This window comes from Blastococcus sp. CCUG 61487, assembly GCF_005222955.1.
Taxonomy (GTDB): domain Bacteria; phylum Actinomycetota; class Actinomycetes; order Mycobacteriales; family Geodermatophilaceae; genus Blastococcus.
This window is the reverse complement of record NZ_LWUA01000285.1, coordinates 1-14015: the sequence shown is the minus strand read 5'-3', so window position 1 is coordinate 14015 and position 14015 is coordinate 1. Positions and strand designations below refer to the sequence as shown.

Here is a 14015-nt window from a genome sequence, read left to right as displayed (position 1 = left end):
ATCAGACCCGGGGCGGGACAGAGCGTGCTGCTTGTGCTGCTCGGGGGGCTGCTGGCTCTCGCCGCTGGTCAAATGCTGACCGCGCGCACGGAGGTGCTGGCGGTCGCCCATGACGTGCCCCTTGGCTCGACGATCACCACGGAGGACCTGGCGGTCGCGAACGTGACGTCGGATCCCAACCTGTCGCCGATCCCTGCGTCGCAGCGGTCCCAGATCGTTGGGATGGTCGCCCAGGTCCCACTGAGCCGGGGAGAGCTGTTGACCGGCGCGCAGGTCGGCCCGGACAGCGGGTTCACGGCGGGGGAGATGTTGGTAGCCCTGCCATTGAAGGAAGGGCAGTTTCCGGCCGGCGGGCTGAGCCCAGGCCAGCAGGTACTGATCGTGGCGACGCCCGGCAGCACCGGCTCGACCATCGGCAGCGGTACCCCGGCTGCGGACACGGACGGTGCCCGCGATCAGCAGGTCGACGCGACGGTCGCCGAGGTCGGTCCGCTGAACCAGGCCACACAAGTGACGGTGGTCGACGTGCGAGTCAGCGCGGACGACGGCGTGCGGGTGGCCGAACTCGCATCGACCGGCAACCTGGCGTTGATCGTGCTGCCGGCGGGGCGGTGAACCGATGCTCACCGTCGTGACCTCGGGAAAGGCCGCGCCTGGGGTGACCACCTCGACCTGGGCGTTGGCCCTGGCGTGGCCCGGGCCATTGCTGGTGGCCGACTGTGACCCGGCCGGCGGGGACATGGCGCCGGGGTTGCTGGCCGGCCGGGTCAGCGTCGACCGGGGACTGCTGTCATGGTCGACGGCGGCCCGGCGGGGTGTCCCGGCGAGGCAGGCCGCCACGATGCTCGTCGAGCATGCGGTGGAGGTCCCCGAGCAGCCGCAGGTGTGGCTGGTTCCGGGAGTGACGACCGCCGCGCAGGGCACCTCGTTCACCGCCGAGGCATGGGAGCGGCTGGCGTCGGCCCTGCACACGTCGAGTGCGTCGATCGGGCGGGACGCCTTGGTCGACGCCGGACGACTGGTGACCGACCGCGGATGCTGGCCGGTGCTGCGGGCCGCCGATCGGGTGCTGCTGGCGGTGCGGCCCAGCGTGCGGTCGGTGCACGCGGCGCAGGATGCGACGCAACGACTGCGCCACGAACTCGGCGACCTGGCGAAGGTCTCCGCACTCGTGGTCGGGGATGGTCCGTACTCCGCCGGCGAAGTTGCCAAGGCGTTGGACCTGCCGCTGGCGGGCACGTTGCCCTATGACCGGACTACAGCGCAGGCGCTCTCCGACGGCGCGACCGTCAGTCCGAAGACGCTGCGACGGTCCGCGCTGCTGCGCGCGGCGTCTTCCCTGGGCCAGACGCTGACCAGTCCGGTGGAGGCGTCTCGTGTCGCCGAGGCGGTGGCCGGATGAGCAGCGCGGACACCGCGTCACCGCAGTGGGAAGTCCCGCCCGGCCGTGACGTGCTGCGGCCGGCGGCCGGGCCGGTCGACGCTCCGCCCAACGAAACCGGGGAGCTGAACAGCACGGAGTACCGCGTCGTCGTGGAACTGCGTGACCGGGTGTCGACCCGGTTGACGGTGGAGGACAGGAACTACGCCCCGGGACCGCGGCGAGAGCTGACGCGGAAGTTGATCCGGGACGAGTACGACCAGTGGCTGCTGCACGAGGCCAACCGTGGCCGTCCGGCGCCGACGGTGACCACCGAGGACACGATCTTTGCGGCCGTGCTGGCCGAGCTGGACGGGCTGGGGCGGCTGGCTCCCCTCATGGCCATGGACGACGTGGAGGACATCCACTTCGAGGGCTGCGAGCCGACGATGCTGCGGATGGCCAGTGGCCAACTGGTGCCCGGGCCGGCGATCGCCTCCAGCGACGAGGAGCTCGAGCAGCTGCTGCGGTCGATCGGTTCCCGGTCGGACGACGGGCAGACCAGCCGTGAGTTCTCTTCGGCCAACCCCATTCTGAACGTGCGGCTGAACGGCGTGACCGAGCTGGGCGCCCGACTGCAGGCGGCGATGGACGTGCTGCCGCGCCCGGCCGGGGTGATCCGGGTGCACCGGTTCAGTGATCCGAGCCTCGACGACCTGCACGGTATGGACATGGTCGACTCACCGGTCCGAGCCTTCTTGCATGCCTCGATCCTTGCCGGCGCATCGCCGCTGGTCAGCGGAGCGCCGGGGGTCGGCAAGACAACGCTGCTGCGTGCGCTGGGCAACGCGATCCCGTGGAACAACGTGGTCATCACCGTGGAGGACGAGCGGGAGCTGGGTCTGCACCTGCCTCGGTGGGATCCCGAGCGCCGGCAGCTGGTCAGGCGGCACGCGGTGTGCCGACCGTTCGAGTCCCGGCTGCCCAACGCCGAAGGCAGAGGCGGGTTCGACATGGGGGATGCGCTGCACCTGGCGCTGCGCGCGTCCCCGACCTGGGTGCTCGTGGGCGAGGTCCGCGGCGCCTATGTCACCTATCTGCTGGAGGCAGCGACCAGCGGCATCTCGTCGGTCATGTGCACGATCCATTCGCCGTCGGCCGCCGGTGTGTTCGACAAGGTGCTGATCAACGCGCTGAAGGCGCATCCGGCCCCGTCCCCGGAGCTGGTGCTGCGCTCGCTGGCCGCCCTGAACCTGGTCGTGCACGTGCATCGCGACCGTGACTACGCCCGGTATGTCTCGGGCATATACGAACTCGGCCCGATCGGCGACTCCGGTCGGCCCGACCTCAAGCCGATCTTTGCGCCGCGCGCCGAGGACGGGCGCGCGCAGGCCACGGGGCCGGGGATGCTCAGCGAGTCGCTGGCCGAGCGGCTGACCGCGGTCGGCTTCGATCTGAACTGGCTGCAGCCGGGCGTTTCGGACTGGCGCACAGGTTTCCACCGCCGCGAGCGTGCGTCGTGACCGCCGGCGCGCTGCTGCTGACCCTGTCCGGGCTGCTGCTCTCGGCCGGCCTGGTCGGCGTCGTCGGGGCGGTGCGCGGCGTCTCCTTCCTGCCGGAGCGTTCGCCGTCGGTGCGCTCGTCCTCCCGGCGGCGAGCCACTCCACTGCTCCTCGGTGGGCTGGCCGCCGGCGTTCTCACTCTGCTTGTTACGGGCTGGCCGGCCGCGGCGCTGGGCGCCGCGGGCGGCGTCGTATTCATCCCGAAGGTGCTCGGCGGCGGTCAGGCAGCCAAGCGACTGATAGCTACGTCCGAGGCGCTGGCGGACTGGACGCGGCGGCTGGCCGACCTGATCAGCTCTGGCGCCGCCGGCTCGACGCGCGATGCTCTGCGCCGCTCCCTCAGCTCGGTGCCGGAGCCGCTCGCCCCGGCGGTCACCAACCTGGTGACCAGGATGGGGCCGCAGGGCACCGAGACCGCGCTGCGCCAGTTCGCTCGCGAGATCGACGATCCAGCCGCCGAGAAGATCGCCATGGTGCTCATCCTGCGGGAGCGCAACGGCGGGCCGGGGCTCGCCGAGGTGCTCACCGCCCTGGCTGCAGACCTCGACGACCGCTCCCGCATGGTCCGTGAGGTGGAGGCCGAACGCGCCAAGCCGCGTTCGAACATGCGCACCATCGTCGTGGTGACCCTGGTGCTGGTGGTCGGGATGACGCTGTTCGCCCGGACCTTCCTGTCGGGCTATTCGACGCCGGTCGGGCAGATCGCCCTGCTGGCAGTGGTGGCGATCTTCGCGACGTCGCTGCGGTGGATGCGCCGGTTGTCCGAGCCGGTCAAGCCCCCGCGGGTGCTCTTCGATCCGGCCCCGGCTCCGGTGAGTCCGTGACCGGGCTGCAGACGGCAACCCTCGCCGGGATGCTGATCGCCGGCGGCCTCTTACTCGGGGTCCGTGCCCTGCGTCCGGCGCCGCCGTCGTTGGTGGCCGCACTGGAGCAGTTGGCGGCCGAGCCGACCGTGCGAACGGCGCCGTCGGTGCCGGCGTCCATTCAGAACCGGTGGGACTGGCTGCCCGTGTCAGTGGCGCGGGTGCTGGACGGGCATTTGGGCGTCTCGGACGCCGACCTGGCGATTATCGGCTGGACCCGCGCTGAGCTGGCGGCCCGCAAGCTGACCCTGGCACTCGCCGGCTTGCTCACTCCGTCGCTGTTCGGCCTGGTGTTCGTGTTGGTCGACGTTCCGGTGCCCTTCGTCCTGCCCGCCGCGGTTGGGCTCGGGATCGCCGTCGTCGGGTGGTTCTTGCCCTCGGCCGAGGCCCGTGAGGCGGCGGACAAGGCGCGGGTGGAGTTCCGGAGCAACCTCGAGTCCTTCCTCACTCTGGTGGCCGGTGAACGTCGGGCGCGGGGCTCGGTGGAGCAGGCGCTGGAGGAGGCCGCCGAGATCTCGGGAAGCATGCCGTTCGTTCGGATGCGCCGCGCCATCCGACGCGCAGCGTTGTCCGGCCGCAAGCCGTGGGGCGAGCTGCGCGACCTCGGTGAGGAGCTACAGGTCGCCGAGCTGCGCAACCTCGCCGACATCGCGGCAGTGGCCGCCGACGGCGCCTCGGTCTACAACACCCTGCTGGCCAGCGCCCGCACGCTTCGCCACGCCGAGCTATCCGACGCCCGTACCGAGGCCAACCAGGTCAGTGAGCGGATGTCCCGTCCGCTGGCCCTGCTGGTCACGGGACTGACCCTTTTCGTGCTCGTCCCCTTCATGCTCCGCATGTTCGGGATCTCGTCCTGACGCACCGCCTACCGGGAGGTTTCCCATGCTCCAGCCCACCATCCGCCGAGGTGCTCAGGCCGTCGTGGCGCAGTGCGTCACGGCCCTGCCTGTCATGGCCCTGTCGGTCCTGTCTTGGCTGCGGGCCGAACGCGTCACCGACGACAGAGGTTCGGACTCCTCGGAGAAGGCGTTCATGGTGATCCTGGCCATCGCTCTTGGCGGCGCGGTCAGCGCAGCGGCCATTGCGTTCGTGGCCAGCAAGACGTCGCTGTTCCAGTAGAACCGGCAGCCATCCCATGCTCGTGGCGCGTACTCCGAACCGTGCGGCGTCCTCGCCGCGCGGTCCCGTGGCGCGCTCAGGTTCCCGCCGAGACCGCGGCCGCAGAAGCGAGCGGGGCTCATCCAGCGTCGAGTTCGCGATCCTGTTCCCCGTCATCGTCGCGCTGTTGTTGGCCGGCCCGCAGCTTGCGTTGTGGTACTTCGCCCGGGAAGCGGCCGACGCCGCGGCGCACGCCGGAGCCCGCGCCGCCAGCGTTCACGGGGCGGCCGGGGGAGTGGGGCGGGCGGCGGCGGACACGTACCTGGACAGCCTCGGTACCGGCACGATCACCGGCTACTCGGTGACCGAGTCCGGCACCGCCACCACGGTCTCGGTGCACGTCACCGCCAGCGTGCCCAACGTGATCCCGCTGCCCGGCTTCGCCCCGACCGTCGACGTCATCGTGGTGCGCGGCAAGGAGCGCTTCACCACCCCGGACTCGCCATGAGCCGCGACCTGCAGCCGGCCACGAACCGCCGCCGATGGTGGTGGCGCGACGACCGCGGCTCGGAGTCGGTGGAGCTGGCGATCCTGCTGCCGATTGGACTTCTCTTGGTGGCCATGTTGGTGGTCGGCGCTCGTATCGCGCTGGCCGGCGACCGCATCAGCGGTGTAGCCGGGATAGCGGCGCGGGACGCCTCGCTGGCCCGATCGGCCGTCGCAGCTCAGCAGATGGCCACCGACACCGCGACCGCCGCATTGACCAGCCAGGGCCTGCACTGCATCGACGTCCAGGTCCGCGTCGATACCTCCGGGTTCTCCGCGCCGCCGGGCACCTCGGCATCGGTCACCGTCGCCGTGTCGTGCACCGTCGACCTGTCCGACGTCGGCGTCGCCGGCTTGCCCGGCTCGCGGACTCTTACCGACAGCGCCACCAGCCCGCTCGACCCAGCTCGGGACTTGTCGTGACACCCCGCCCGCACGCCCGCGCCCGGCTCCGGGACGACCGCGGGTCGGTGGCCGTGCTGTTCTGCTTCATCGTGCTCATCGTCGGCGTCCTGGTCACCGCGCTTGTCGACGCCGGGACCGCCATCCAGGCCGCCAACCGTGCCGACACGTACTCGGCCGAAGCAGCCCGCGCAGCCAGCATTGCCATCGGGCCGGTGCCCACCGGCGGCGGCATCGACGCGCAACTGGCGGCGACCGCGGCCCGCTCCTACCTCGACCAAGCCGGCGCGACCGGCACGGTGATCATCACCGGTCCCGGCATCGTCGAGGTCAGCGTGACCGTCACCGACTCGACACCCATGCTCGGCATCCCGGTCAGCCAGACTCGCGCGCACACCGCACAGCTGCTGGTCGGGGTCACCTCCGGTGAGGGCCTGTCGTGACGGGCCACGCCGCCCGCCTGCTCAAGGCCGTGGGTGCCCTCGTGGCGCTGCTCGCCGTCGTCGTCGGCGTACCTGTGCTGATGGCGGTGCTGCACTTGGTTCCGGACAGCCTGCCGTCGCTGGACGAGATCGGCGCCCTCTTGACGTCTCGCGACGACGGGCAGCTCGTCGGACTCGTCCTCGCGGCCGGCGTGTGGGTGTGCTGGGCACTGTTCACCGTCGCGACAGTGGCGGAGGTCGTGGCGTTCGCCCGCGCGCGGCCGGTTCGGGCGCTGCCCGGGCTCGGGATCTTCCAGCGGCCGGCCGCCGCCCTGGTCGCCGCCGTCGCGGTCGGCTTTACTGTCGCTCCACTGGCCGCCGGCGGTCCCGCATCCATCACCACGGCGCCGCCACTGCCGGTCGCGGCCACATCCACCGCCGTCCCGCCCTCGGTGGAGTACGCCAGCCCGCTCTTCACGGAGCAGGCGCCGGTCACGTACTCGATGCCGGACGAGCAAGCGCCCCCGGCTGAGACCGCGACCTACCAGGTGCAGCGCCGGGACACCCTGTGGGCATTGGCCGAGCGGCATCTCGGGGACCCGTTGCGGTATCCGGAGATCGCCAGGCTCAACCCGACCGCAGTCGGTCCGGACAACGAAATCTTCACGGGCACGGTGCTGGTCCTGCCGCCCGACGCGGTCGGCCTGCCGCCGATTGGCTCAGCCCCGACCACCGCGATGACTGTAGAGGACGTCACGGTGGAATCCGGTGACACCCTGTGGGACCTCACCGAGGAGATCACCGGCAATGGGCACAGTTGGCACCAAGCCTGGGAGCTCAACCGCGGACGCACCCAACCCGGAGGCGCCACCTTCACCGACCCGTCGCTGATCCGACCGGGGTGGACGCTGAGCATCCCGGACGCAACCAGTCCCGCGACGCCCGCGCCCGGCGCACCCGGGCAGCCTCCAGACGAGTCGGCACCGCCCACGAGCGAGCCGGCACCGCCATCGGCGCCAGCCCCGAGCACCGCGCCTGCCGCTGACCCGACCCCGCCGGGCACCGATGCGCCGCCTCCGCCCGCGCCGGGTCCGGCGACCAACGCCCCCACCTCGTCTCCCACGGCTGCCCCGAACAGCGTCGAGCCGTCGTCCGCGAAGCCTCACGAGACCCCGACGGGGAGCACCTCGGAACTGCCGACGATCGCCTTCGCTGCCGGTGGGGGGCTGCTGCTGGCCGGGGCCTCGTTGACCGCGCTGCTGCGCTACCGCCGCAGTCAGTTCCGGCAGCGACGTCCCGGCCGCACGATCGGCAGCACACCACCAGAGCTGCTGCACGTCGAACGAGCACTGCAGGTGGCCGGCAGTGTCGGCAGTGCGGACGTCACCTGGCTGGACCAGACGCTGCGGGCCCTGGTGCAGGCATTGGCGAGGGTCGACGGTGCTCGCCTGCCCGACGTGGTGGCGGTCTGCATGACCGACGACGTCCTGACTCTGGTACTCACCGAGCCGGCCTTGGAGGCCCCGGAGCCGTGGACGGTGGACCCGGTTGGCACGCGCTGGTCGATCCGGCGCGACGACCCGCTGACCTACGACGAGCAGCAGCGGGCCTACTTCTTTGCACCGTTCCCCATGCTCGCGTCGGTGGGCTACACGGCTGAGGGCGAGCGCTGGCTGGTCGACCTGGAACGGGTCGCAACCCTGTCCCTGTCCGGGGACGTCGAACGCTGCCTCAACCTGGCCCGGTTCCTCGCTGCCGAGCTGGCGCACAACACGTGGTCGGAGATGCTGCAGGTGACCCTGGTCGGCTTCGGCCAGGAGTTGGCCCAGATCAATCCCGAGCGGCTGACCTACACCGACGACGTCGAGAAGGCGATCGCGGTGCTCGGCGGCCAGCTCGAGTCGGTCACCGACGCCATGCATGTCGCCGACGTCGACGTGCTGTCGGGCCGGTTGCGTGATGTGGCCGGCGATGCGTGGGCGCCCCACGTGCTGCTCATCGCCCCGGACGTGGCCAAGGACGACGCCGGGCTGGAACGACTGATGGCTGCGATCCAGCAGCAGCGCGGCCGCGGCGCGGTAGCGTTGGTGCTCATCGACGACCCGGCCCTCGGGGACGCCGCCCGATGGCAGCTGACGATCGATGTGGCCGGGATACTCCGCATCCCGGCGCTGGGCCTAGAGGTGATTGCGCAGCAGATCCCGGCCGACGAGGCCGCGCAGCTGGCCGAGGTGCTCGCGCTGGCGGCCGTCACCGACGACCGGCCGATGCCACCGGCCCACGGGGACAAGCCTTGGGACGAGCACGCCGACGCCTGCGGTGGCCTTCGAGTCGACCTGTCCCGCGCCGCGCGGCTGCAGCCGTCGGGTACGGCCGGAGCGGACGTCGGCCCGGTGTCCGGCCTGGCAGACACCTCGCCGTGGATGACCAACTCGGTGTTACCGCTGTCCGAGCAGACCTATCTGGACCGCGCCGCGACCACCGAGCAGGATCTGCAGGCACTGGCTCCCGCTACCGACGTGGGCATCCGCCACGAGGTCGAGGCTGCCGATCCCGCCCTGGACGCCGACCTCGCCGACTGGGCTGACCCGTCGTGTCCACGGCCGAAGTTGACCCTGCTCGGACCGGTCGAAGTGCGGGCGCAGGGCACGCTGCCCGAGCGCAACCCGCGGCGGCAGTTCTACACCGAGATCATCGCCTACCTGGCCACCCGGCCCGGCAGCGTGACCAGCGAGCGCTACGCCACCGCGATCTGGCCGAACGAGCCCGATGTCGTCGGCAAGACCAAGGTGCGGCAGTCGATCTCGATCGTGCGCGCATGGCTGGGCACCAACCCCGTGACCGGCGCGGACTACCTCCCGTCAGGGGTCACCGCAGGCGGAGTTGGCCGCTACCGCATCGACGATGTCCTCATCGACGCCGAGCTGTTCCGTCGACTGCGAGTCCGCGGGCTGGCCCGCGGTGTCGACGGGATAGCAGACCTACAGGCCGCTCTCGACATGGTCACCGGGCAGCCGTTCGACCTGCCCACGTCGCGGCAGGGTGCGCCCGGCGGCTACAGCTGGCTGGTCGAGGAAAACTCCCAGCTGGACCACGAGTACGCCGCCATGATCGTTGACGTGGCGCACACCGTCGCGACGCACCACCTTGCCGCCGGCGAGCCCGAGCTCGCTGCGGCCGCCGCCAAGGTGGCCTTGAGAGCCGGCAGTTACGAGGACGTGCCGCTGCTCGACCTGGTCGCCGCCTGCGATGCCCTGGACAACCGGGCCGAAGCCGATGCATACGTCGCTCGCATCCTGGCCAACCACGACGCCGAGGTCGAAGAAGATCTTCCACCCAGAACCGCTGAGATCCTCTTCCGCCGTCGGTGGACCAACCGAGCCAGCTGACCAGGGCGGTCGGCGGCAGCGTGATTCCGGTGACGCCGGCGTTGCAGGCGGAGCGGCAACGGTGCCCCGCCGTGTGAGGCGACCGGCCGGCGGTGCGATGGGTGTGTGGTGGGCGGCGACAGAGATCCCGACGGCGTGGTGTCCGGGGACGGGATCGCGTCTCGCAGGATCGTCGGGGGACCACGCCGCGACGACGCGCTCCCGCCCGGGGCATCGAGATCCAACGCGTTGAACAGCTCGGCTACTACTATCCGTCGTAGTGGATGTTGTGCAGGGGGATGTCGGCGGGCCGCCAGGTACGCGGACAAGCGGCTCGTTCTTCTACGTCTTGGGCATCCCGCCTCGTCGTTCCAGCAGCCTCACAACGCGATTCGATTACATGGCATCCGACCTAGGAGCACTGAGTGCACGGCACGCAATCCACTAGCGCTCAGTCTCGATGGCGCACCGTTGCCCGTTCGATCGGAGAGGTCCTGGTGACCGGGGGCCTCGTGGTGCTTCTATTCGTCGTCTACGAGCTGTTCGTGACCGACGTGCTCACTGACCGCAGGCAGGACCAGCTGAAGAGGGATCTGCGTCAGGGATGGACGGCGGAGGCAGAAGCCCGTCCGGCGCCGCGCGTCAGCATCCTGGGCGACGCGTTCGCCGTTCTGCACATCCCAAGGCTGGGTGCTGACTACGAGCAGGTCGTGCTCGAGGGCACCGCCGAGGAGCAGCTGGCGCAGGGGCCGGGCCACTACGAGGGGACGGCGTTGCCGGGCGAGCAGGGCAACGTGGCGCTCGCGGGTCACCGGGTCGGCCAAGGGTCGCCGTTCCTGGATCTTGACCGGCTGCGTCCGGGTGACCCCATCGTCATCGAGACGGCCGACCGCTGGTTCGTCTATCGGGTACTCGGGGACCCTGTGACGGGCGACTTCACCACCGACCCGAGCGGGATTCCCGGCCAACAGATCGTCCGTCCGTCCGACATCGAAGTGATCTCGCCGACGCCCAATGGAGCCGAGGACGGTCCACCGAGCGGGGCATATCTGACGCTGACCACGTGCCATCCGAAGTACTCCGCGCGGCAGCGGCTGATCATCCACGCCGGGCTGGAGGGCGACGGCCTGACCAAGACCGAGATGCCCGACGGCCCGCCGGCCCTGCGCGAGAGCTGAGAGGACCCGCATGTACCTCTGGATGTGGCGTCACCTGCCCGGTGGCACGGCGACCAGGGCGGTGACCGCGCTGGCCTTGGTGCTTGTGGTCTGCGCGCTGCTGCTGTTCGTCGTCTTCCCGTGGATGGAGCCGCGCCTTCCGTTCAACGACGTGACGGTGGGCGGCTGATGGCGTCCCGGCACAGACGACGACGTCAGTGGCGTGCTCACGACGCCTCCGGTGGACGACCTCCGTGAGCCCGGAGTCCCGCTTCTGCTGCTAAGGCGCGGGATGGGAGGGCGGACGGCCTCGCGGTTCAACGGCCGTGGTGTTGTCCCGGCTGGCTGTCACCGAGCAGGCTGCTGGTGAGTCCGTGGAGTCGTTCGCGGATGTCACCGTTCCCACCCAGTGCGAGTCCCGCCATCGACACCGTCGTCGACCGGTCGTCGACAGAGCTCGACACCTGCGAGCTGGCAATTCGAGCGAAGACCCGCTCCCGGCGCACCAGCAGTGTGACCAGAAGTCCGAGCAGCATGGTGATGGCGCTGATGAGGACAGCGACCTGCCCCGGATCGTGCGACACCTGCAGGGCCGCGAACTCACGGAACCCGTCGAAGCGGACGACGGTGCCGTCTTCGAACTCTGCGCTCTCGCCGATGTCCAAGTTCGCCTCCCCGATCTGGTTCAGCGCACCGACGTCGATCTGTCGTTGGTCCAGCGTGAAGACCGACTGTGGCGCACCGCTGTCCAGCCCCAGGTAGCCGCGATAGCCGACGATGGCGACCTGCGGGTTGAGCGGCCGCGCATCCACCGAGGTCAGGACGCCGCCCTGGATCAGGCCGGTCGGAGCGAAGAAGCCCTCGAGGGCGAACCCGTCACCGGAGCCGTCACCGAGATCCGGCAACTTCACGACCCCCTCGCTGGCGAACGTCGTGCTGTCCCGGGGCAGGAACGGTGCCGACAGCTGCTCGAAGACCTGACCGCCCGGCAGCGTCACTGTGAAAAGGGGTGTGAAGCCGTGCCCCGTCACGTACAGACGGTCCCCGTCGGAGCGGAACGGGTCGTTGACCCCGATCGTCGTCTGCTCCGTGGCCGCTCCCGGCTCTGCCTGCACCCCGATGTCGGCGGTGAAGGAGGCCGGCGTGCCGTTCGGCTCGTACGTGGCGCGGAAATCCTCCAGGTCGAAGCAGAGCGGCGTCAGGCCGTCCGGATCCACCAACGGCCCTGCGACATACCGGTCGTACTGCTGGAAGGAGTTGCAGAAGCCGTCTCCCTCGGTAACCAGGATGCTGCCTTCGTAGCCCCACAACTTGCCGCCGGCCAGCGCGACGAGCAGGGCCAAGAGCGAGACGTGAAAGACGAGGTTGCCGGTTTCCTTCACCCGACCGCGCTCGGCCGATATCTCCACACCACCGGGGATGCTGCGTCGGGACACCCGGAACCGCGCCGATCGCAGATCGGCCTCGAGCTGCTCAGCCACCGTCTCCGAGGGCAGTGACACCGTGTTCTCCGTGTGAACCGGGAGCCGGTGCAGATGCCGAGGTACGGGCGGCGGCTCGGCCCGTAGGGCCCGCAGGTGCTCGGTGCAGCGCGGGACCAGGCAGCCGATGAGCGAGATGAAGAGCAGGAGGTAGATCGCCGAGAACCACGGGCTGGCGAAGACGTCGAACATCCACAACCTGTCGAGGACAGGCGCCAGGTCGGGATTTTCTCGGAAGTACCGGGCCACCGCGCTGGGGGTCAACGACCGCTGCGGGAACAGCGAGCCGGGCACAGCCGCCAGCGCCAGCAGGAACAGCAGCACCACCGCCGTCCGCATGCTGGTCAACCACCGCCAGCGGCGCACCAGCCACCGTCCAGGTCGGCGCAGCACCGAGTTCTGATGGGCGGCGACCGATGCTCGGTCGGGCTGGGTCTGCAGGTCGGTCATGCCGTCCTCGCTGTACCCGTGCCTTGAAGAGGGGTCGTTGAACTCGTCCGGACGCTCGAGCACCAACTCACTGCGGCTCCTTCTTGCAGGCTGCCTGCGCGCGCCGCGGTCCATGCGGACCGTGGCCGACGGCGTGGTCGAGCGCTGGTGGGAGTGCCGACCGCCGATAGATTACGATGCGCTTTAGTAGATAGGAGCGACGGGTCATCAGCTACCGACGGCGAGCCGCGCAGACGGCACCGATGCGGTCCATCGGTTCGATGCGACTTGCGGGCGGGATCGCTGGAGCGCAGAGCCGAAGTGCACGCAGTCGGTGTGGCGGGATGCAGCGGTGGGCCGTCTTCATCGACCAGAAGCGTCTCGGCGAGGTGAGCAGACTTGCGCCAGCGAGCAGAGGCGGGACCTGCTGTCAGCGCCGTCCGACGAAGCTGTCTCCTCGCTCGAGGCGACTGCCTACGAGAGCACCCGGCGAATCACGGTGGGATCGCCCACCGACTGGATCTTGACGACCTCGCCGGGTTGTGGCGCGGCAATCATCTTGCCGTCACCCATGAAGATCCCCACGTGGTCGATACCTGGCCTCTCGGGCGAGTAGTCGAAGAACAGCAGATCCCCCGGGCGGGCCTCCGCCATCGACGGGACAGCTCGTCCAGCGGTCGCCTGCTGAGAGGAGACGCGGGGGAGGTCTACGCCCTGACTCTTGTAGACCAACTGTGTGAATCCGGAGCAGTCGAGACCCTTCGAGGGGTCGGTGCCGCCCCATAGGTAGGGCACTCCGAGATACTGGAGCGCCTTTCCCGTGATGGCGGACTCGCGGTCCGTTCCGGCGACCATCGGCGCCGCATCGGTCGCGCCGGCAGGCGAACTCGTGGCCACAGCCGGCGGCCGTGAGGCGTCCACCAGACCGGCAGCGGTCGCAGCGGACATCCAGTCGGCCGCGGTCGCGCGCGGTCGCGCACCCAGTGGCGCGAGCTGCGCCTGAATCTCGGCGATGCGTGACTGCACCTGCGACATTCCATCCATCATCAGGTCTCCCGCTGTCGTGCACCGGTCCGCAGGTCAGCGTCGAGGTAGGCCCAAGTGTTGCCGGAACAAGTGGGTCCCATCGTCCTGGAGTGCGTAGACGTCACGACTAGTCAAGGTAGTAGCCGTCGATGCGGCACGCCGGCACGGCTCGCTGCCGGCGTTCCTCTCTGGTTGGGCCGAGAGCGGGCCGCGGCGTGTCGCAGCCCGCAACGCAGGTCACCGCACGAATCCGCGGTCGCGGATTGTCGCGATTGCCAAACTGGGGTGACGTCCCGCGAGG

The 14015-nt window shown here is 70.2% G+C and carries 14 protein-coding genes; 12 read left to right on the top strand and 2 right to left on the bottom strand.

The window, feature by feature from the left end; genetic code table 11:
* The 12 genes from A6V29_RS18890 to A6V29_RS21115 all read left to right on the top strand — a co-directional run bounded on the left by A6V29_RS18890 (window position 1) and on the right by A6V29_RS21115 (window position 10968).
* The gene (locus A6V29_RS18890; protein WP_249933350.1) at window positions 1-615 is read left to right on the top strand and encodes an SAF domain-containing protein; all 615 of its coding nucleotides are present in this window, start codon (window positions 1-3) and stop codon (window positions 613-615) included.
* 4 nt (window positions 616-619) lie between these two features.
* Complete coding sequence (locus A6V29_RS18885; protein WP_040336919.1) at window positions 620-1402, top strand: CpaE/TadZ family protein; 783 nt, start codon at window positions 620-622, stop codon at window positions 1400-1402.
* Window positions 1403-1686: 284 nt separating this feature from the next.
* Window positions 1687-2883: a TadA family conjugal transfer-associated ATPase gene (locus A6V29_RS18880; protein WP_249933349.1), complete on the top strand. Its 1197-nt coding sequence runs from the start codon at window positions 1687-1689 to the stop codon at window positions 2881-2883.
* The gene (locus tag A6V29_RS18875; protein ID WP_040336917.1) at window positions 2880-3746 is read left to right on the top strand and encodes a type II secretion system F family protein; all 867 of its coding nucleotides are present in this window, start codon (window positions 2880-2882) and stop codon (window positions 3744-3746) included. Before A6V29_RS18880 ends, A6V29_RS18875 begins: the two co-directional genes overlap by 4 nt.
* Complete coding sequence (locus tag A6V29_RS18870) at window positions 3743-4642, top strand: type II secretion system F family protein (protein WP_040336916.1); 900 nt, start codon at window positions 3743-3745, stop codon at window positions 4640-4642. Before A6V29_RS18875 ends, A6V29_RS18870 begins: the two co-directional genes overlap by 4 nt.
* Window positions 4643-4667: 25 nt before the next feature.
* Window positions 4668-4904 (top strand): hypothetical protein, encoded by a 237-nt coding sequence (locus tag A6V29_RS18865; protein ID WP_040336915.1) that lies wholly within the window; start codon window positions 4668-4670, stop codon window positions 4902-4904.
* 67 nt (window positions 4905-4971) lie between these two features.
* Window positions 4972-5391: a TadE/TadG family type IV pilus assembly protein gene (locus A6V29_RS18860; RefSeq protein ID WP_040336914.1), complete on the top strand. Its 420-nt coding sequence runs from the start codon at window positions 4972-4974 to the stop codon at window positions 5389-5391.
* A complete protein-coding gene (locus tag A6V29_RS18855; protein ID WP_051515498.1) occupies window positions 5388-5852 on the top strand; it encodes a hypothetical protein in 465 nt (154 codons plus the stop codon). The genes A6V29_RS18860 and A6V29_RS18855 overlap by 4 nt, the downstream gene beginning before the upstream one ends.
* Entirely contained in the window at window positions 5849-6274 is a 426-nt protein-coding gene (locus A6V29_RS18850; protein WP_051515497.1) for a hypothetical protein, read from the top strand. Before A6V29_RS18855 ends, A6V29_RS18850 begins: the two co-directional genes overlap by 4 nt.
* Window positions 6271-9642, top strand: coding sequence for a LysM peptidoglycan-binding domain-containing protein (locus A6V29_RS18845; protein ID WP_137161737.1), 3372 nt, complete (start codon window positions 6271-6273; stop codon window positions 9640-9642). Before A6V29_RS18850 ends, A6V29_RS18845 begins: the two co-directional genes overlap by 4 nt.
* A gap of 404 nt (window positions 9643-10046) precedes the next feature.
* Window positions 10047-10799, top strand: coding sequence for a class E sortase (locus A6V29_RS18840; RefSeq protein WP_040336912.1), 753 nt, complete (start codon window positions 10047-10049; stop codon window positions 10797-10799).
* Between the two features lie 10 nt (window positions 10800-10809).
* A complete protein-coding gene (locus tag A6V29_RS21115; protein ID WP_097195608.1) occupies window positions 10810-10968 on the top strand; it encodes a hypothetical protein in 159 nt (52 codons plus the stop codon).
* Between the two features lie 127 nt (window positions 10969-11095).
* Here the strand turns inward: A6V29_RS21115 and resB are convergent, their stop codons facing one another.
* On the bottom strand, window positions 11096-12586 hold the full coding sequence (gene resB, locus A6V29_RS18835) for a cytochrome c biogenesis protein ResB (protein ID WP_249933347.1): 1491 nt from the start codon (window positions 12584-12586) through the stop codon (window positions 11096-11098).
* A 576-nt stretch (window positions 12587-13162) separates the two neighbouring features.
* Entirely contained in the window at window positions 13163-13723 is a 561-nt protein-coding gene (locus tag A6V29_RS18830) for a C40 family peptidase (RefSeq protein ID WP_231486450.1), read from the bottom strand.
* Window positions 13724-14015: the final 292 nt, after the last annotated feature.